Below are 18,409 nucleotides of genomic sequence, written 5' to 3'. Positions count from 1 at the left end.
TCGACAACTCCGGAGAGTGACGACGTGGCATTGTGTGCCCGGTGGTACCCGGCTGTTCGCCCCCGGTTCTCACTTCGGTGGGAAACGGACCTCGTTGCGGTCGATCTTCTCCGACAGCGCCTGAAGGGCGTCGATCCCGAGCACCTCGCAGAACTGCAGCAGGTAGGCCAGCACGTCCGCGACCTCGTCGCGCACCCCGTGCGCCCTCTCCGGCTCCTCCATCACCCGCGCCGACTCCTCCGGTGTCAACCACTGGAAGATCTCGACCAGTTCGGCCGCCTCGACGCTCAGCGCCACGGCGAGGTTCTTCGGCGTGTGGTAAGGCTCCCAGCCGCGCGCCGCCGCGAACCCGGCCAGCCTGCGCTGCAGCCCTTCGACATCCAGCCCGTCGTCTCTCGTCACGGCACCAGGTCTACCACCGTCACGCCGTCGATCCCCCGCGCGCACGACGCGTCCGTGACGGTCCCCACCAGCCTGATGTGTCCCCGAGCGCACATCTCCGCCCCCAGCGCCACCAGTTGGCGGGTCTGTTCGGGGTCGAGGCTGCGGTCGAAGCCGTCGGCGAGCACCGTGAGCGACTGGTAGGCCACGGGCACCTCCGCCACCTGGTCCATGGCGAGCACGCCCGGCCCGGTGAGCAGCACCAGGGCGAGCCCCAGATACCTGAGCTCCCCTTCGCCGAGCCGTCCCACCGGTGTCGAGCCCAGCGCACCGCCCCGCGCGAGCAGGGCACGCACCCGCCCGCCCGCCAGTTCCTCGACCGCGACGTCGGCCACCGCTCCCGCGCACCCCATCCGGGCCGCCGACGCGAGCCTCGCGTGCCGCTTGGCGCATTCGCTGCGCGTGCGGTGCAGGACCTCGGCAAGGTTGTCGCAGCCCCGGCGCAGCCGTCCGGACCCCGCCGGCACGGGCCGGCGCATCCGCTCCGGCCGGGGGTCGCAGGCGAACACCGACCGCAGTGCCACCACGACCTGTTCGGCCGCGGCGAGCACCTGTAACTGCGCCTCTGTGCTCCCCGCGACGCGCAACGGCAGCAGCGCGGTGCCGAGCCTGTCGTCGGGCAGCGGACCGCGGGTGACGGTCGCGGAGCCCGCGGTGTGCCACGCCGCCTCCACGACGGACCGTGCGGGGTCGCGCAGTGCCGTGGTCAGCAGGGTCCGGCCGCCGCCGGTGAGCCGTTCGCCCGCCACCCGCAGGCTCGGCTCGGTCTGCACGGCCAGGTCGAGCATGACCGGCCCGGCCGGGCCGTCGACCGTACAGCCGATACGGAATCCGCGCCGCCCCTGTCTGTCGGCGACCGCCCGCTCCGGGACGCAGTCGGCCGGCTCGGGGAAGGCGGTGGCCAGATCGCGGCCGGCGCCCAGGAGCGCCAGCGCCTCGCACGCCTGGAGCGCGCTGGACTTGCCGCTGCCGCTCGGCCCCGCGAAGAGCGTCATGGGGCCGAGCGGGAAGGCGGCGGCCCGGTGCGACCTGAAGGCGGAGAGCCGTAACTGTGTGACGGCGGGCCGGGCGTTGGTCCCGCGGCCGGGCGACGCCTGGGGACCGACGACCGGCGTGCGGCTCCCGATCGGCGTTCCCACGTCCATGACCTGGGTTTTCGTGTCCATGATCGGGACGGTACGCAGCCCGGACACGCCGAACCGTTCCGTCTGAGGGACCTTCCTACGAATGGGGTACGGGCTCGGCCGCGGCCCCCTCGACCTCGGTGCCGACGGGTGCGAGCAGGAAGACGTTCCGGTCGACCCGGTGCATCTGGCACCCGAGTCCGAACACCACACCGCTGCTGAAGTCGAGGATCCGCTTGGCGACGTCGGCGTCGGCGCCGGTGAGGTCCAGCAGCACCGGCATCCCGGCGACGAGGTACTCGGCGACCTCGCGCGCGTCACCGAAGACCTGTACGCGCAGCACGATGAAACGACGGTGCTCGGCGGCCTCGTACTCCCGTGGGACCGTGACGTGGTCGACCCGCGACGGCCACTCGTTGCGGCCGCGCAGCGGGACGACCTGGGCCAGACCTTCCCACTGCTCGTCGGTGACGTCGTACCTCTCGTACCTACTCATGGGTCCATCCTCACCCCCCTCACCCTTTCGGCCCAACAGCGACACGGATGGAGGAACGGGAACCCGCCCGGCACCGTGCCCGCCGCGGGCGCAACGCCGGGGGCCCGGCCCTGAGGGCGCCCCTGAACGCAGCGATCCCCTGGCCCGGAGTCCGGACCAGGGGATCAAGGGATCAGGGCCAAAGGATCAGCCGCGTTCGAAGACGGCGACCGTGCGTGCCGGGACCGTGAAGGTGCCCGAACCCTTCTCGTACGCGGCCGACTTGACGGTCGCGTCCGCGCCCGCGCGCTGGACCGGGTGGAGGGCGTAGGCCTCGCCGGCCAGTGCCGCGACGCGCTGGGTCTGCTGCTGCGGACCGGCGTTGAACACCACGACCAGGTCGTCGAGCCGCATGGTGATCACGCCGGGGGTCTCGTCCTTGCCGGACAGCGGGAAGGACAGCGCCGACTGGACCTGCCCGGCGGTGGACAGGCCGAAGGCGGGCTCACCGGTACGGATCTTCAGCAGGTCCCGGTAGGCCGCGGAGGCACCGTCGATCTCGGCGCAGCCCACGGTCAGCGACGGGTCGGTGAGCAGCGGCTTCGCGAAGCCCCACTTGGACTTGTTGTCGGCCGCCGGAGGCAGTCCGCGGCCGAAGCCGTTGCCGTCGCGGCAGTCCCAGTGGATGGCGTTGAACCAGTCACCGCTGTCGTACGAGTTGCGGTCCAGCGACTTGGACCGCAGCAGGTCCGAGCCCGCCTGGGACAGCGACGGCCCCTGCGACAGTGCCGACGTCGCCATCGCGAGCACCTGCATCCGGGCCCGGTCGTCCGGCGACGTGCCGGCCGGCAGCTTGAAGGCCAGGGCGTCGTACAGCGCCTCGTTGTCGTGGGCGTCCGAGTAGGCGAGGGCGTCACCGGGCACGGCGGCGTAACCGGCCGGGGCGCCGTTGTAGTCGACCTCGGATCCCTTGACGGTCCGGCCGCTGGTGTCGGTGAAGGAGTAGGACGCGAGGTTGCCGGACAGTCCGACCTTGATCAGGTCCTGGTAGTGCAGCAGCCGGGCCTTCTGCTCGGCCTGGGTGCCATTGGCCTTCGAGGTGTTCGGGTCGGTGTAGAGACCGGAGGCGAAGCCCTGCACGCCCGGGTCCTCGTCGAACGGTCCGCCGCCGCGGACGGCGTCGCGTGCCCGGTCGGAGAAGGTGGCGATGCCGGTGCCGGCCATGTTCTTCTGGGTGGCCTGGACGAACCGCGCGTCGTCGGCGATCTCGCCGAAGTTCCAGCCCTCCCCGTAGAGAATGATCTTCTTGCCGTCCACGCCGTCCCGCTCGAGCGTCAGCTCGTCGAGCGCGGCGCGGACCGCCAGGATGTTCTCCTTGGGGTGGTGTCCCATCAGGTCGAAGCGGAAGCCGTCCACCTTGTAGTCACGCGCCCAGGTCACGACGGAGTCCACGACGAGCTTGCCCATCATCGCGTTCTCCGGCGCGGTGTTCGCGCAGCACGTGGAGGTGGCGACGCTGCCGTCGGCCAGCAGCCGCTGGTAGTAGCCGGGCACGACCTTGTCCAGTACGGACTTGTCCGACTGCCCCGCGGCCACGGTGTGGTTGTAGACCACGTCCATGACGGTGCGCAGGCCGTCCTCGTTGAGCGCCTTGACCATCTGCCGGAACTCGACCGTGCGCTTCGTGCCGTCCGGATCGGTGGAGTACGAGCCCTCGGGGACGGTGTAGTGCAGCGGGTCGTAGCCCCAGTTGAACGCGTCCTTCGCGGCCGCCGCGGCGACGCAGGCCTGCTGCTCCTCCGAGTCGGGTGCGTAGATCTTCAGGTCGCACTCGGGCTGCTGCTGGTCCGACTTCTTCTCGGGGATGGTGCCGATGTCGAAGGCGGGCAGCAGATGCACGTACGAGGTGCCGGCGCCGGCGAGTTCGCGCAGGTGCTTCGAGCCCTTGCTGTCCTTGTCGGTGAAGGCGAGGTAGGTGCCCTTGTTCTCGGCGGTGGCGTCCGCGATGGAGAAGTCGCGGACGTGCAGCTCCTGGATCTGGGCGTCCTTCAGCGGCACGGCCGCGGGCTTCTTCAGCGTCGACCAGCCCTTGGGCGCGAGAGACCTGTCGGACAGGTCGACGACGACGCTCTTCTCCGAGTCCGCCGTGAGCGCCAGCGAGTACGGGTCGGTGACCTTGTTGGTGACGACCTTCTGGACGGAGGGAGCCCAGACCTTCACGTTGTACCGGTAGGTGTCCCCCTTCCAGCTCCTGCTGCCCTTGACGGACCAGACTCCGCTCGCCTCGTCGCGGCGCATCGCGACGGTCCTCCCCTCGAGTTCGAGGGAGACGTGCTGGGCGGTGGGCGCCCAGAGCCGCAGTGTCGGCACGCCCTTGCGGTCGAAGGTGGCGCCCAGGTCGGCCTTGGTGGCCCTGGCCGCGTACACGTCGTCGAGCACTCCGGCGATCTGCACCCCGGTGGCCGTGACCACGGCTCCGTTGGCGGCGTACTGGGCCGCCACGAGCTGGCTCTTCAGCGCTTCCCGGATGCGGTCGCGGTCACGCGGGTCGACCGTGTGGGCGGTGTACTTCGACAGGTGCGGGAACTTCCCCTTCTGCGCGTCGGTGAGCTCCGTCCTCGCGAGGCGCAGCACGCGGCGGTCACCGGTGAGCGCGCCGTCCTCGACCGCGATCGAGCCGTCGCGCGAGTAGAGCAGGGCGCTGGAGGCGGCGGCCTCACTGCCGTTCCAGGCGACCGTGTTCTCGTCGATCCAGACCGCCTGCGCCTTGGTCAGGTCCAGTGCCGCTCCGCCGCCCTTGGGCTGCGGCAGCAGGTACCTCTCCTGGCCGGCGAGCAGCCACACCTCGTGGCCGTGAGCCTTGAGGTCGAGCGACTGGTCGGACGGCAGGTCCTTCTCGTCGCCCTTGTGGAGGATGTAGCTGAGCGACGTGGCGCCGGGCGCCAGCGGCACCTCGTAGACCGCGCCGTACGCGTCGGTCCGCACCGGCTCCAGCGGCTTCGACCAGTCGGTCGGGTTCGCGGCGCCGGTCCAGGTGTGCAGGCCCCAGCCGGCGTGGTCGCCGTCGGCCCGCTTGTAGTGCAGGATCGCCTTGCCGGTGTCCTGGGGCGGGTAGGCGCCCTCGGGGGCCGTGTTCCGCACCTCCGGCTTGCCCTGCTCGATCCAGACCTCGCCGGTCCGGGACAGATCGATGCTGCGGTCGGCGTCGGTGTCCTTCACGCCGTCCTTGTTCACGGCGATGAAGCCGACGGAGGAGGCGCCGGGCTTGAGCTTGACGTAGGCGAAGGCGCCGTAGGCGTCACGGCCGGTGAACGGCTTGCCCGCGGGCCAGGTGGTGCCTTCGCCCTCGGCGATGTCGCCCCAGGTGTAAAGGCCCCAGTCGTCGTAGTCCCCGTCGGCGCGCTTGTAGTGGACGATCGCGTAGTCGCGCTGGGTGGCGCTCGGCGGCTGCTCGACGGCCGGGGCGCCGCTGGTGGTGGCGGCCGTGGCACTCGCGGTACGGCCCGCGCTGTCGACGACGACGGCCTTGTAGCGCAGGGCCGTTCCGGCCGGGGCCGTGATGTGCTGGGTGACCTTGTAGGGGGCGTGGTCGGCGGAGCCGAGGACCTGCCACCTGCCGTTGCCGGTCTGGGCGGCGAAGACGACACGGTTCTGCTGCCCGCCGTCGACGTCCGCGGAGATCTCGACGGTGCCGGTGGCGCCGGCCTCCGGCGCCTCGAGCGTGATCGACGGCACGGCGGCGGGCGCGGCGAGCGGCCCGGCCGCCTTGAGGACGACGGAGGAGAGCGCGGGGACGGTCACCTCGATCTTCTTGTCCGCCCCGCTGCGGACGGTGCCGTCGGCGCCGTGGATCGCGGTGAAGTCCATGGCGGCCGAACCGGTCGGCACCTGGACGGTCTTCGCCTCTGTGGCGTTGTTGAGCGCGACGACGTACTCGGTCGCCGCCCGGGCGTCGGTACGGGAGAAGGCGTACACCGAGTCCTGCGCGTACCGCTGCTGCTGGATACCGTCACGCAGCGCCGGGTGAGCCTTGGTGAGCTTCGCGAGCGCGGCGATCTGCCGGTAGAGCGGGTGCGACGTGTCGTACGCGTCCTCGGCGTGGGTGCGGCCCGTGCCGATCTGGTCGTCGTCCAGGAAGTCGGCGGTCCTCGAGGCGAACAGCGTCTGGCGGGCGTCCTTGTCGCCGCCGGCCCCGGTGTATCCCTGCTCGTCGCCGTAGTAGACGACGGGGTTGCCGCGGCTGAGGAACATCAGTTCGTTGGCGAGCCGGTAGCGCTTCAGCAGCTCGGCGTCGTCGGCGTCCTTGTTGTCCTGCGCCAGGAAGGTGCCGAAGCGGCCCATGTCGTGGTTGCCGAGGAAGGGCACGGACTCGTAGGCGTTGGCCTTGTCCGTGGTGTAGCGGTAGTCCTGTGCGAAGAGGTTCGCCAGCTTCTCGGCGGACCCGCCCTGCGAGGCGAAGGTGCGTGCCGCGTCCTGGAACGGGAAGTCGAGCGTGGCGTCGAGGCGGCCCTGGGTGACGTACTTCGAGGTGATGGCCGGGTCCGCGGAGTAGACCTCGCCGAACATGAAGAAGTCGTCACGGCCGTGCTTCGCCGCGTACTCGTCCAGCGAGGTCGCCCACTGTGTCCAGAACTCGGTGTTGACGTGCTTGACCGTGTCGATGCGGAAGCCGTCGATGTCGAAGTCGCGGACCCAGCGCTGGTAGATCTTCTCCATGCCCTCGACGACCTCGGGACGTTCGGTCCACAGGTCGTCCAGGCCGACGAAGTCGCCGTGCTCGGAGGACTCGCCGGCGAAGGTCGAGTCACCGCGGTTGTGGTACATCTCCGGGTCGTTGAGCCAGGAGGGGACCTTGAGGTTCTTCTTGGCGTCCGGCACGACGGGGGTGCGCGGGAAGGAGTCCTCGTCGGTGCGGGGGAAGCGCCGGGTGCCGTCGGCGTAGTCGCTGTCGTCGAACGGCACGCCGTCCTCGGTCAGATAGGGGAAGGCGCCCTTGGAAAGGTAGCCGTACGACTTCTCCTTGTAGTCCACGACGTCGGCGGTGTGGTTGGTGATGACGTCGAAGAAGACCTTCATGCCCTTGGCGTGGGCCTTGTCGATCAGCCTCTCCAGGTCGGCGTTGGTGCCGAAGTGCGGGTCGACCTGGGTGAAGTCGGTGATCCAGTAGCCGTGGTAGCCGGCGCCCGCGTCCTTCCCCTCGCCCTGCACGGGCTGGTTCTTGAAGATGGGCGCCATCCAGATGGCGGTGGTGCCGAGCCCCTTGATGTAGTCCAGCTTCTCGGTGAGCCCCTTGAGGTCGCCGCCCTGGTAGAAGCCCTTGTCGGTGGGGTCGTAGCCGGTGGTGAGGCGCGAACCGGTCAGTCCGCCGCGGTCGTTGTTCCTGTCGCCGTTCGCGAAGCGGTCGGGCAGGACGAAGTAGAACTGCTCGCGGGTGAGGTCGTGGCGGGCCGGCTCTGCGGCAAGCGATCTGTCCGACGGCGGCTTGGGCGGTTCGGGCGCTGCGGCCGCCGGAAGGGCGGTCACGAGCGCCGCGACCGTCGCCGTCGCCGCGGCGGCGGCCACGATGTGGCGCAGCGGGACACGGGGGCGTATCAAGGCGGGTCTCTCCTGGATGAGGGTGGTTGTGGTGCGAGTGCGGTGCCCCGCGCCCGGGGAGGGACGCGGGGCAGCACAGGGGATGGCGTCAATTGCGCCAGGTGTCGTTCAGCGTGACCTTGCCGGAGGACGGGACGGTGGCGGTGCGGTTGGCGCCGCTCTCCCAGGTGACGTTGCCTGCTCCGTCCTTGCGGATGTACTTGTACTCGAAGGACGTGCCCGCGGCGAGGTTCACGTCCGCTTTCCACACGGGGTAGGCGGCCGGGTCGAGCTTGACCGCGCCGGCGGGGTTCCAGTTGCCGAGCGCCGGCTGGTTGCCGGTGACGTAGATGTTCTGGCCGACGACCGTGGTGGCGTTGACGGCGAAGGACGCGCCCACGCTCACCGGTTCGGGGTCGGTCGAGCCCCCGCCGCAGTCCCGCGCACCGGCGTGCAGTGCGAGGGCGGTGCCGGCGCCGAGCGTGGCGGTGAACTGCCCGGAGCCGTTGACGGCGACGCTCCTGCCGCTCTGCACGTCGCAGTAGGTGCCGGACGGCAGGGAGGTCTGGAAGGTGCGGGTCAGCGCGGCGCCCTCCTGGTTGATGGCGACGTACGCCTTGGTGCCCCGCCCGAAGGCGATCTGGTCGGCGCCGTTGTCCCACCAGTTGGTGACGCCCTGGCCGCGGGCGGTGTTGCGGAAGCCGACCATCGAGGAGATCTCGCGCCAGGAGTGCTGGCACTTCCACCCGTCGCTGTAGCAGCTGCTCACCGCCCCGCCGTTCGGCGGGCCGGCGTCGTGGTTGGTGAACTCGTATCCGGAGTGGACGTCGGGCGAGCCGTACGGCCAGGCGAGCATGAAGACGTGGGCCAGTGTGTAGTTGGCCCCGTCCTTGTAGGTGAGGGTGTCGCCAACGCGCTCCGTGTCGTGGTTGGCGACGAAGACGGCGGACTTCCCGGACTCCATGAAGCCCCAGCCCTCACCGAAGTTCTTCAGGTGGGCGAGGCTCCCGCCGGTGAAGACCTGCTTGAGGCCGCGTCCGTAGCGGAACTCCTGGACGTCGCCGCTGCCGAGGTACTCGCTCGGGGAGACGGCCTCGCCCGCGCCGTGGATGGCCTCGTGCTTCCAGTAGACGCCCGTGTTCGCGAGCCTGCCCTTGATGGCGGCCAGGTCGTCGGCGGGCATGTGCTTGGAGGCGTCGATGCGGAAGCCGTCGACGCCGAGCGACAGCAGGTCGTTCAGATATGCGGCGATCCGGCCCCGGACGTACTCCTCGCCGGTGTCCAGGTCCGCGAGCCCGACGAGCTCGCAGTTCTGCACGTTCCCGCGGTCCTGGTAGTTGTTGATCTGCGAGGTGCAGTTGTCCATGTCGGGCGCGGAGTACAGACCGGGGTAGTTGTACTTCGTGTACGCGGATCCGCCGGTACCGGTGCCGGAACCGGCGGACATGTGGTTGATGACGGAGTCGGCGATGACCTTGACGCCCGCCGCGTGGCAGGCATCGACCATGCTCCGGAATGCGGTGCGGTCACCGAGACGACCGGCGATCCGGTAGCTGACGGGCTGGTACGAGGTCCACCACTGGCCGCCCTGGATGTGCTCCTGGGGCGGCGAGACCTGGACGAATCCGTAGCCGGCGGGGCCGAGGGAGTCGGTACAGGCACGGGCGACCGCGTCGAACTTCCACTCGAACATCACCGCGGTGACGTCCTTGTCGCCGGGTGGGGCGGCCTGGGCGGTACTGGGGGCCGTGACGGCGACGGCGGCTCCTGCCACAACGGCGAGTGCCGCGGCCACGGTTCTGTTGGCCATGGTTCCTCCTGGGCTCACAGGAAGGTGCGGATGCGAGGGGTCAGCCTCGTGCGGCAACGCGCCGTGCCCGCAAGGCCTTGGGGATTTCTTGCTGCAAGAAGTCTGAAACTCGTTGCGGACGAGACCGTATGGCCCGCCCGGCCGCCGGTCAACCCTTCAGGCAGACTCCGGTGACATGCTTGAAAACCCGCTGTTTCCTGGCCGCAAACTCTTTCGCAAGTCATTGCAACGGTGTTACGTTCAACCATGACTCCGGTCCGGTCGGCCGGGGGTTCCGGTCAGTGCCGGGGCCCTACGCGCCCGGCCGGCCGGGCCGGTCACGCTACCGGCCCGTGAACGCCGGAGCGCCTCAACAGGCCGCGTAGGGACGGGTATCGGGCCAAGGCCCCCCGACTTCGCCGGCCGAGGCCGCGCAAACGGGAGGCCCGGGGCCGCAGACAGACCCCGCCACGCCCCGATCAGGGGCAGGCCCCGGGCTTCCGAACAGCCTTCGGGCGCCGCCGCATTCACCGGAGCGCGACGGCGCCCCGGCCGAGCGGCGCCGTCTCCGCGCCGCCACGCACCATCAGTTCCCGCCGAAGGCGCCCCGGCACCGCCTTCATCGACGACGCGCCTCCGGCCGATCGACGCCTGCCCGGCGCCGTGTCAGCGCCGCGGCGCGCCCGTCGAGCCGCGCACCACGAGTTCCGGCTGGAAGACGAACTCCGTTCGCTGCACCGGGTTTCCGTCGATCTCCTCGACCAACGCGTCGACCGCCGCCGTCGCCATGGCCTGCACCGGCTGACGCACCGTCGTGAGCGGCGGGTCCGTGAAGGCGATGAGCGGCGAGTCGTCGAAGCCGACGACCGAGACGTCCCCGGGCACCTCCAGTCCCCGCGCCCGCACCGCCCTGATGGCGCCCAGCGCCATCAGGTCGCTGCCGCAGACGATGCCTGTGCACCCCTGGTCGAGCAGCAGGCCGGCGGCGGCCTGGCCGCCCTCTACGGAGAACAGCGTGCGCTGGATGAACCCCTGCGCCTCGTCCGCGTCCAGCCCCAGCATCGTCCCGAGGGCCTCGGTGAAGCCCTCGGCCTTGCGCAGCGAGGGCACATAGCGGGTGGGGCCGATGGCCAGACCGATGCGCTCATGGCCGAGTTCGACGAGGTGCCGCACGGCCATCCGCGCCGCGGACCGGTCGTCCGGCGAGACGAACGGCACCTCCACGGCCTCGTTGTAACCGTTGATCAGGACGAACGGGATGCCACGGCCCGCCAGCTTCAGATAACGGGAGGGGTCGGCCGTCGTGTCCGCGTGCAGCCCGGAGAGGAACACGATGCCCGTGACGCCACGTTCCTCGAGCTGCTCGACCAGCTCGTCCTCCGTCGAACCGCCGGGCATCTGCGTGCACAGCACGGGCGTGTAGCCGTGACCCGCCAGCACCTGTTCGATGACCTGCGCGAACGCGGGGAAGATCGGGTTCGTCAGCTCCGGGATGATCAGGCCGACGAGCCCGGCGCTGCGCTGCCGCAGGCGCACGGGCCGCTCGTAACCGAGCACGTCGAGGGCGGCCAGCACCTTGTGCCGGGTGGCGGCGGCGACGCCGGCCTTGCCGTTCAGCACCCGGCTGACCGTGGCTTCGCTGACCTGCGCCTGGAGGGCGAGGTCGGCGAGCCTCGGGGCGCCGTTTCCGTCGCCCCGAGGCAGCGGGATCGTCACACCGCCCACCAGACGGTGGTGTCGGCGGGCAGCTCCGCCATGTCGTCCACGATCATCACCGTCTCGTTGGCGAGAAGGGTGCGGCCGGGCAGCGGCACGCGGACCGTCGCACCGGTGGTGTTGGCGGTGCAGACGAAGCCGTCGCGGCGGAAGGCGAGCACGCCCTCGGGGGACTCCAGCCATTCCACGGCCGTGCCGGCGCCGAGGCCCGGGTGCTCACGGCGCACCGCGAGCGCGCTGCGGTAGAGCTCCAGTGTGGAGCCGGGATCGCCGGTCTGCGCCTCGACACTCAGCCCGCCCCAGGAGGCGGGCTGCGGCAGCCAGCTGCCGCCGCTGCCGAAGCCGTACGAGGAGCCTTCCACGGTCCACGGGATCGGCACCCGGCAGCCGTCGCGGTATCCGTCCTGGCCGGCCGCGCGGAAGAACGACGGGTCCTGGCGCACCTCGTCCGGGAGGTCGGTGACGTCGGGCAGGCCGAGCTCCTCGCCCTGGTAGATGTAGGCGGAACCGGGCAGGGCCAGCATCAGCAGCGTCGCGGCGCGGGCCCGGCGCAGACCGAGCTCGCGGTCCCCGGCCGTGCGGAGCTGGGTGCCGAGGCCCGCCGGGTTGGCGAAGCGGGTGGCGTGCCGGGTGACATCGTGGTTGGACAGCACCCAGGTGGCGGGGGCGTCGACCGGGCGCATCGCGGCGAGCGAGCTGTCGATGACGGTGCGCAGCTCGGCGGCGTCCCAGGGGGTGCCGAGGTACTGGAAGTTGAACGCCTGGTGGAGCTCGTCGGGGCGCACGTAGTTGGCGGTGCGCTCCACGGTCGGCGTCCACGCCTCCGCGACGGCGATCCGGTCGTCCGGGTACTCGTCGAGGATGGTGCGCCAGCTGCGGTAGATCTCGTGCACACCGTCCTGGTCGAAGAACGGCATGACATCGTTTCCGAGCAGCTTGACCTGGTCGGTGCCGCCGAGGTCCGGCAGGCCCTCGGCCTTGACCAGGCCGTGCGCGACGTCGACGCGGAAGCCGTCCACGCCCATGTCCAGCCAGAACCGCAGGATCGAGCGGAACTCGTCGGCGACGGCCGGGTTGTCCCAGTTGAAGTCGGGCTGCTCCGGGGCGAAGAGGTGCAGGTACCACTCGCCGTCCTCGGTACGCGTCCAGGCCGGGCCGCCGAAGATGGACTCCCAGTCGTTGGGCGGGAGTTCGCCGTTCTCCCCCTTGCCGGGGCGGAAGTGGTAGCGGGCCCGCAGCGGGGACCCGGGCCCCTCGCGCAGCGCGCGCTTGAACCACTCGTGCTGGTCGGAGGAGTGGTTGGGGACGAGGTCCACGATGATGCGCAGACCAAGTTCGTGGGCGTCACGGATCAGCGCGTCGGCGTCGAGGAGTGTGCCGAACATGGGGTCGATGGCACGGTAGTCGGCGACGTCGTAGCCGGCGTCGGCCTGCGGGGACGCGTAGAAGGGGCTGAGCCAGACGGCGTCGACACCGAGGTCCTTCAGGTACGGCAGTCTGCTGCGCACGCCTTCGAGATCGCCCATGCCGTCGCCGTTCCCGTCGGCGAAGCTGCGCGGATAGACCTGGTAGATCACCGCGTCGCGCCACCAGCCCGTGTGCGTGCCGGACGTGGGGGCGGCGGGGGCAGCAAGGTGCTGGGTCATGTCATCCCTGGAGGTGATGGGGTGGGGTGCGACGCCGGCCCGGGGATCAGGCGCGGACCGGCGTCGCCGCTTCATACGAGTGGTCAGCCCTTGACGGCACCGGCGGACATACCGGTCACCAGATGCCGCTGGGCGAAGAGGAACACGAGCGCGGCCGGGATGGCGATGAGCACGGAGGCCGCCGCCATCGGGCCCCACTGGGCGCCGTACTGGTTGACGAACTTCTGCAGACCGCCCGCGAGCGTCAGGTTCTCGTCGCCGACCATGAAGGCGGAGGCGTACGCCACCTCGCCCCAGGCGGTGATGAACGAGTAGAACGCGGTGACCGCGATGCCGGGCTTGGCGAGCGGCAGGATCAGCCTCCAGAACGTGCCGAACGGGGTGAGCCCGTCGACCTGGCCCGACTCGTCGATCTCCATCGGGATCGTGTCGAAGAAGCCCTTCATCATCCAGGCACAGAACGGGACGGCGATGGTCAGGTACGTGACGACCAGGCCCACCGGCTGGTTGAGCAGCCCCATCGTGGCCATGATGTTGTAGATCGGCACGATCAGGACCGCGACGGGGAACATCTGGGTGATGAGCAGGGTCCACATCAGTCCGCGCTTGCCGGGGAACCGGAAGCGGCTGACCGCGTAGCCCGTGGTCGCGGAGACGAAGACGCCGAGGACCGTGGTGAGGCCCGCGATGAGCAGCGAATTGCCGAACCAGGCGAGGAATTCTGTGCCCTTGAGCAGGTAGGTGTAGTTCGCGAGGGTCGTTTCCTTCACGAAGTCCGTGGTGCTCGCGTACTCCGCCGGCTTGAGGGAGGTCAGGAAGACCCACAGCACCGGGAAGACGGCGATCACGGAGGCCACGATCAGCGTGGCATGCAGACCGACGGAGGCCAGCGGCGAACGGCGGCCGCGTCGGGACGTGTTCACGGCGGTGGTCACCAGACTTCTCCCTGCTTGCGGAGGACTCGCCGGTAGACCGCGGCGAAGAGCATCAACAGGACGAGGATCAGCACGCCCCACGTGGACGACTGGGCGAAGTCCCGCGGGCTGATCTCGAAGGCGAACTTGTACGCCTGGGTGACCAGGATCTGCGTCGCCTCTCCGGGCCCGCCCCGGGTGAGCAGGAAGATCACCGGGAACATGTTGAACGTCCAGATGGTGCTCAGCAGGATCACGGTGGTGCTCACGGAACGCAGTCCGGGCAGCGTGATGTTGCGGAACCGCTGCCAGGCGCTCGCGCCGTCCATCTCGGCGGCCTCGTAGAGCTCGCCCGGGATGGACTGGAGGCCGCCGAGGAGGGCGACCATCATGAACGGCACACCCAGCCAGACGTTCACGGCGATCACCGAGAACTTTGCCCAGGTCGGGTCGTTCAGCCACGGCACGGCGTCGATGCCGCCGCCCGCGAGGATCCTGTTGAGGAGTCCGTTGTCCTGGTTGTAGAGGAAGCGCCAGGCGAAGACGGAGACGAAGCCGGGCACCGCCCAGGGCAGGATCAGCAGCATCCGGTAGAACGAGCGGCCGGCGATCCTGCGGTTGAGCATGTTGGCGAGGCCGAGGCCGAGGACGAAGGTGACCGAGACGCACGCCACCGTCCACAGCAGCGTCCAGCCGAGCGTGCCGAGGAACTGGTCTCCGGTCAGGGCCTCCGTGTAGTTCTCCAGGCCCACGAACTCGTAGGTGGCGGGGATCTCGTTGACGCCGATGCTCCGGGCGACGTTCCGCTCGTTCGCGTCCGTCAGCGACAGGTAGATGCCGCGGAACAGCGGGTAGCCGATGATCACGGCGATCACGACGGTCACCGGGGCGACCATCGCCCAGGCGTACCAGTGTGTGGAGAGGGAACGCTTGAGCTTCCGCTCGGGCTTGCCAGTACCGCGGCTCCGGCCGCGGGCGACATCGCCCGCGGCCTTCGCCACCGACTGGCTGCTGGTGTCCACAGCCATCAGCCGGCCAACCTTCCTGTTACTTCCAGTCCTTCAGGAGCTTGCGGTAGGCGTCGCCCGCCGCCTTCGCGCCCTTCTCCGGGGTGGTCTGGCCGGTGAGGACCTTGGTGTACTCGGTCACGAGCGGGGCGAAGAGGCTGCCGGTCTCGGGGATCCAGGGGCGCTCGACAGCCTTGTCGACGACCGGGCGGAAGAAGCCGACGATCTCGTTGCTGGCGACACCGGGCTGCGAGTAGACCGAGGTGCGGGTCGGGAGCAGGTTGAGCTCCTTGGCGACCTGGGCCTGGGTCTCGGCGGAGGTCATGTACTCGGTGAAGGCGTACGAGGCGTCCAGGTTCTTGGAGCCCGCGTAGACCGCGAGGTTGTGACCGCCCTGCGGGGCGCCCTGGCCGGCCGAACCGGCGGGCACGGGGGCGACGCCGAGGTTGGCCTTGTCGGTGAACTGCGGGCCCGCGTAGGTGTCGGCGACGGCCCACGGGCCGTTGATCATCATGGCGACCTTGCCTTCCTTGAAGGCGGTCTGCATGTTGTTCCAGCCGTCGGTGGCGTCGGTCTTGGCGGCACCGGAGGTGACCAGGTCCTTGACGACCTTCATGGCCTTGACGCCGGCCTCGTTGTCGACCGTGATGCTCTTGTTCTTGGCGTCGACCAGGTCGCCGCCCTCGCCGTAGAGGAAGGAGAGGAACCAGTAGGCGTCGTCGCCGCGCAGGTAGAGGCCGGTCTTGCCGGTCTTGTCCTTGATGGTGGCGGAGACGGTCTTCAGCTCGTCGATGGTCTTGGGGACCTCGACACCGGCCTCCTTGAAGATCTTCTTGTTGTAGAAGATGCCCATGGAGTCGATGACCTGCGGCGCGGCGTAGGTCTTGCCGTTGTACTTGGTGGAGGCCGCGGCCTGCTTGAGGAAGTCGTCCTCGTCCTTCAGCGCGGCGGTGCCGTCGAGGGGCGCGAGGTAACCGAGGTCGGCGAACTCGGGGGTCCAGGCGACCTCGGAGCGGATGACGTCGGGGGCGCCGGAGCCGGACTGGGCGGCGTTCTTGAACTTGTTCTGCGCCTCACCGAACGGCACGTTGACGTACTTGACGGTGACCTTCGGGTGCTTCTTGGTGAAGCCCTCGGCGATCTTCTTGAAGACCTTGTCCTCGCTGCCGACCGTCGAGGTGTCCCACCAGGTGACCGTGCCGCTGAGCTCGCCCGAGCTCTTCTTGCCGCTGTCGCCGCTGTCGTTCCCGCCGCACGCCGTCGCCGACACGGCCAGTGCCGAGACCAGAGCGATGGCCGCTATGCCACGCCGCATGTGAACTCCTTCAACTGATCCCGGAAGGGCGGAGGCGAAGACCTGCCTCCCGCCGTCCGCTCCCTCGCGGTGCCGGGTTGCCAGGAACGTAACAGGGCTGAAAACCATCGGAAAGAGCTTGCGGCAAATTTCTGCAAGGACGGGCGATCGTTACATCCACGTGTCCTGAGAGTTGCCGAAGGATCGCTTGACACCCTCCCGGACACCGGACCAGGCCCAGGGTGCGTCCCTGGGCGGGCCCCTCGCAAGCACTCCGCAAGGCTTTGCAGCGATGTGACAGGTTTCATGTCTCCCGAGGCCCCGCCGACGGCGCCGGCCGCGACATGAGGCGATGAAAGTGCCGATTCCCGCACCTGGTGGGCAATCCGACGTACGCCCGGTACAGTCCACTCCCATGACCGCGCGGCTCGCCGACATCGCAGCCCAGGCGGGGGTCAGTGAAGCCACAGTCAGCCGCGTGCTCAACGGCAAGCCCGGCGTGGCCGCGGCCACCCGCGAGTCCGTCCTTGCCGCCCTCGACGTGCTCGGCTACGAACGTCCGGTGCGGCTGCGGCAGCGCAGCGCGGGACTGGTCGGACTGATAACCCCCGAGCTGGACAATCCCATCTTCCCCGCCCTCGCCCAGGTCATCGGCCAGGCCCTGACCCGCCAGGGATACACCCCGGTGCTCGCGACCCAGACCCCCGGCGGGTCCACGGAGGACGAGCTCACCGAGATGCTGGTGGACCGCGGCGTCTCCGGCATCATCTTCGTCTCCGGACTGCACGCCGACACCACCGCGGACACGCAGCGCTACGAGCAGCTGCGCGCCAAGGGCGTCCCGTACGTCCTGGTCAACGGCTTCTCGCCGAAGGTGCAGGCTCCCTTCGTCTCCCCCGACGACCGGGCCGCGATGCAGCTCGCGGTGACCCACCTCGCCTCCCTCGGCCACACCCGGATCGGCCTCGCGCTCGGCCCCAGGCGGTTCGTGCCGGTGCTGCGCAAGATCGAGGGCTTCCAGCACGCCATGGAGGAGCGGCTCGGGCTGTCGCCCGAAGAGTCGCAGGAGCTGATCCAGCACTCCCTCTACACCCTCGAGGGCGGCCAGGCCGCCGCGGCGGCGCTGATCGCCAAGGGATGCACCGCGATTGCCTGCGCCAGCGACATGATGGCGCTCGGCGCCATCAGGGCGGCCCGGCAGCAGGGGCTCCACGTGCCGAGGGACATCTCGGTGGTGGGCTTCGACGACTCGCCGCTCATAGCGTTCACCGATCCGCCGCTCACAACCATCCGCCAGCCCGTGCAGGCGATGGGGCAGGCGTCGGTGCGCGCGCTGCTGGAGGAGATAGGGGGCACACCCGCCCCGCACAGCGAGTTCGTGTTCATGCCGGAACTGGTGGTCCGCGGTTCGACCGCTTCGGTGGCCAAGCGGACCCCTGACCGGGACGGAGCCGACGGATGAGCGGTCCCCACTACGACGTACTGGTCGTCGGCGGCACCGGCGTGGACACGATCGTCCGCGTCGACGCACTGGAAGTACCTCCGGGCGACTCGCTGTTCGTCCCCCCGGTGCGCGACTACGTGGGCCACACCGGCAACGGGGTGGCACTGGGCTGGCAAGCACTGGGCCTCGCCGCCAAGTTCATCGACTTCCTGGGCGACGACGTCCAGGGCCGCACCGTGCTCGCCGCCTACGAGGAGCACGGTCTCGACTTCAGCCATGTCGTCTCCCCGCACGGCACACCCCGGGGCATCAACCTGGTCGACCCGCAGGGCCGCCGTTTCTCCTTCTACGACGGCCGCCACCCCGCCGACCTGCGCCTCCCGCGCTCCTTCTACCTGCCTTACCTGGAGCGCGCCCGGCACGTCCATCTGCCGATCGTCGGCCACAACCGCGACATGTACGAGGACATCCACCGGCTCGGGATCACCAGCTCCACCGACCTGCACGACTGGGACGGACGCGATCCGCACCACCGCGACTACGCCCTCGGCTCCGACTACGTCTTCCTGAGCGCCGCCGCGCTGCACGGCCGGCTCGAGAGGGTGATGCGGGGCATCGTCGACGAGGGTCGCGCGCGGATCGTCGTGGCGACGGACGGCGCAGAGGGCTGCCACGTGCTGGTACGCGGTGAGGACAAGGTCCGCCACTTCCCCGCCGTACGCCCCGAACGGCCCGTCGTCGACAGCAACGGCGCCGGGGACGCGTTCGTCACCGCGTTCCTGCACACGCTGTTCGAGGGTGGTGACGTGAAGCGGTGCGTGCTCGCCGGTTCCGTGTCGGGCGCCTTCGCCTGCGGCGCGGCCGGCACGCACACCGAGTTCATCGGCCTGCCGGAACTGCGCGCCGCGTCCGCGAGGGCGGCCCTCCCGGACTGATCGGGCCGGCCCCGAACGACGGCGCCGTCCCGGGACATGCGCCGGGGCCC

At 69.9% G+C, this 18,409-nt stretch carries 12 protein-coding genes; 2 read left to right on the top strand and 10 right to left on the bottom strand.

The genetic code is table 11. From position 1 onward, the window contains the following. Positions 1-69: 69 nt before the first annotated feature. From MDN94_RS18265 to MDN94_RS18220, 10 genes are all read right to left on the bottom strand, one after another. The gene (locus tag MDN94_RS18265) at positions 70-402 is read right to left on the bottom strand and encodes a nucleotide pyrophosphohydrolase (RefSeq protein WP_482726805.1); all 333 of its coding nucleotides are present in this window, start codon (positions 400-402) and stop codon (positions 70-72) included. After that, complete coding sequence (locus tag MDN94_RS18260) at positions 399-1,607, bottom strand: AAA family ATPase (protein WP_482726804.1); 1,209 nt, start codon at positions 1,605-1,607, stop codon at positions 399-401. Before MDN94_RS18260 ends, MDN94_RS18265 begins: the two co-directional genes overlap by 4 nt. 55 nt (positions 1,608-1,662) lie before the next feature. Further along, a complete protein-coding gene (locus tag MDN94_RS18255; RefSeq protein ID WP_482726803.1) occupies positions 1,663-2,061 on the bottom strand; it encodes a cell division protein SepF in 399 nt (132 codons plus the stop codon). 186 nt (positions 2,062-2,247) lie between these two features. Then, on the bottom strand, positions 2,248-7,635 hold the full coding sequence (gene pulA / locus MDN94_RS18250; protein WP_482726802.1) for a pullulanase-type alpha-1,6-glucosidase: 5,388 nt from the start codon (positions 7,633-7,635) through the stop codon (positions 2,248-2,250). Positions 7,636-7,723: 88 nt separating this feature from the next. Continuing rightward, positions 7,724-9,424, bottom strand: coding sequence for a carbohydrate-binding module family 20 domain-containing protein (locus tag MDN94_RS18245; protein WP_482726801.1), 1,701 nt, complete (start codon positions 9,422-9,424; stop codon positions 7,724-7,726). Between the two features lie 645 nt (positions 9,425-10,069). Next, a complete protein-coding gene (locus MDN94_RS18240; RefSeq protein WP_482726800.1) occupies positions 10,070-11,128 on the bottom strand; it encodes a LacI family DNA-binding transcriptional regulator in 1,059 nt (352 codons plus the stop codon). Continuing rightward, a complete protein-coding gene (locus MDN94_RS18235; RefSeq protein ID WP_482726799.1) occupies positions 11,116-12,765 on the bottom strand; it encodes a glycoside hydrolase family 13 protein in 1,650 nt (549 codons plus the stop codon). Before MDN94_RS18235 ends, MDN94_RS18240 begins: the two co-directional genes overlap by 13 nt. An 83-nt stretch (positions 12,766-12,848) precedes the next feature. After that, entirely contained in the window at positions 12,849-13,700 is an 852-nt protein-coding gene (locus tag MDN94_RS18230) for a sugar ABC transporter permease (RefSeq protein ID WP_482726798.1), read from the bottom strand. Beyond that, on the bottom strand, positions 13,697-14,707 hold the full coding sequence (locus tag MDN94_RS18225) for a carbohydrate ABC transporter permease (protein WP_482726797.1): 1,011 nt from the start codon (positions 14,705-14,707) through the stop codon (positions 13,697-13,699). Before MDN94_RS18225 ends, MDN94_RS18230 begins: the two co-directional genes overlap by 4 nt. A 19-nt stretch (positions 14,708-14,726) precedes the next feature. Then, entirely contained in the window at positions 14,727-16,001 is a 1,275-nt protein-coding gene (locus tag MDN94_RS18220) for an extracellular solute-binding protein (protein WP_482726796.1), read from the bottom strand. 394 nt (positions 16,002-16,395) lie between these two features. On the opposite strand from MDN94_RS18220, the gene MDN94_RS18215 reads away from it, so the two are divergent. Next, positions 16,396-17,442, top strand: a complete 1,047-nt coding sequence (locus tag MDN94_RS18215) for a LacI family DNA-binding transcriptional regulator (RefSeq protein ID WP_482726795.1) — start codon at positions 16,396-16,398, stop codon at positions 17,440-17,442. Then, positions 17,439-18,359, top strand: a complete 921-nt coding sequence (locus MDN94_RS18210) for a carbohydrate kinase family protein (RefSeq protein WP_482726794.1) — start codon at positions 17,439-17,441, stop codon at positions 18,357-18,359. Before MDN94_RS18215 ends, MDN94_RS18210 begins: the two co-directional genes overlap by 4 nt. Positions 18,360-18,409: the final 50 nt, after the last annotated feature.

This window comes from Streptomyces sp. WAC00040, assembly GCF_056835925.1.
Note: the sequence above shows the minus strand (reverse complement) of the source record. Positions and strands in the feature narration are given on the sequence as shown.

Bases quoted from the DNA above. Each gene is read 5' to 3' on its own strand.
- MDN94_RS18260 (WP_482726804.1), bottom strand. From the start codon at position 1,607: ATGGACACGAAAACCCAGGTCATGGACGTGGGAACGCCGATCGGGAGC.
- MDN94_RS18255 (WP_482726803.1), bottom strand. From the start codon at position 2,061: ATGAGTAGGTACGAGAGGTACGACGTCACCGACGAGCAGTGGGAAGGT.
- MDN94_RS18245 (WP_482726801.1), bottom strand. From the start codon at position 9,424: ATGGCCAACAGAACCGTGGCCGCGGCACTCGCCGTTGTGGCAGGAGCC.
- MDN94_RS18235 (WP_482726799.1), bottom strand. From the start codon at position 12,765: ATGACCCAGCACCTTGCTGCCCCCGCCGCCCCCACGTCCGGCACGCAC.
- MDN94_RS18225 (WP_482726797.1), bottom strand. From the start codon at position 14,707: ATGGCTGTGGACACCAGCAGCCAGTCGGTGGCGAAGGCCGCGGGCGAT.
- MDN94_RS18220 (WP_482726796.1), bottom strand. From the start codon at position 16,001: ATGCGGCGTGGCATAGCGGCCATCGCTCTGGTCTCGGCACTGGCCGTG.
- MDN94_RS18215 (WP_482726795.1), top strand. From the start codon at position 16,396: ATGACCGCGCGGCTCGCCGACATCGCAGCCCAGGCGGGGGTCAGTGAA.
- MDN94_RS18210 (WP_482726794.1), top strand. From the start codon at position 17,439: ATGAGCGGTCCCCACTACGACGTACTGGTCGTCGGCGGCACCGGCGTG.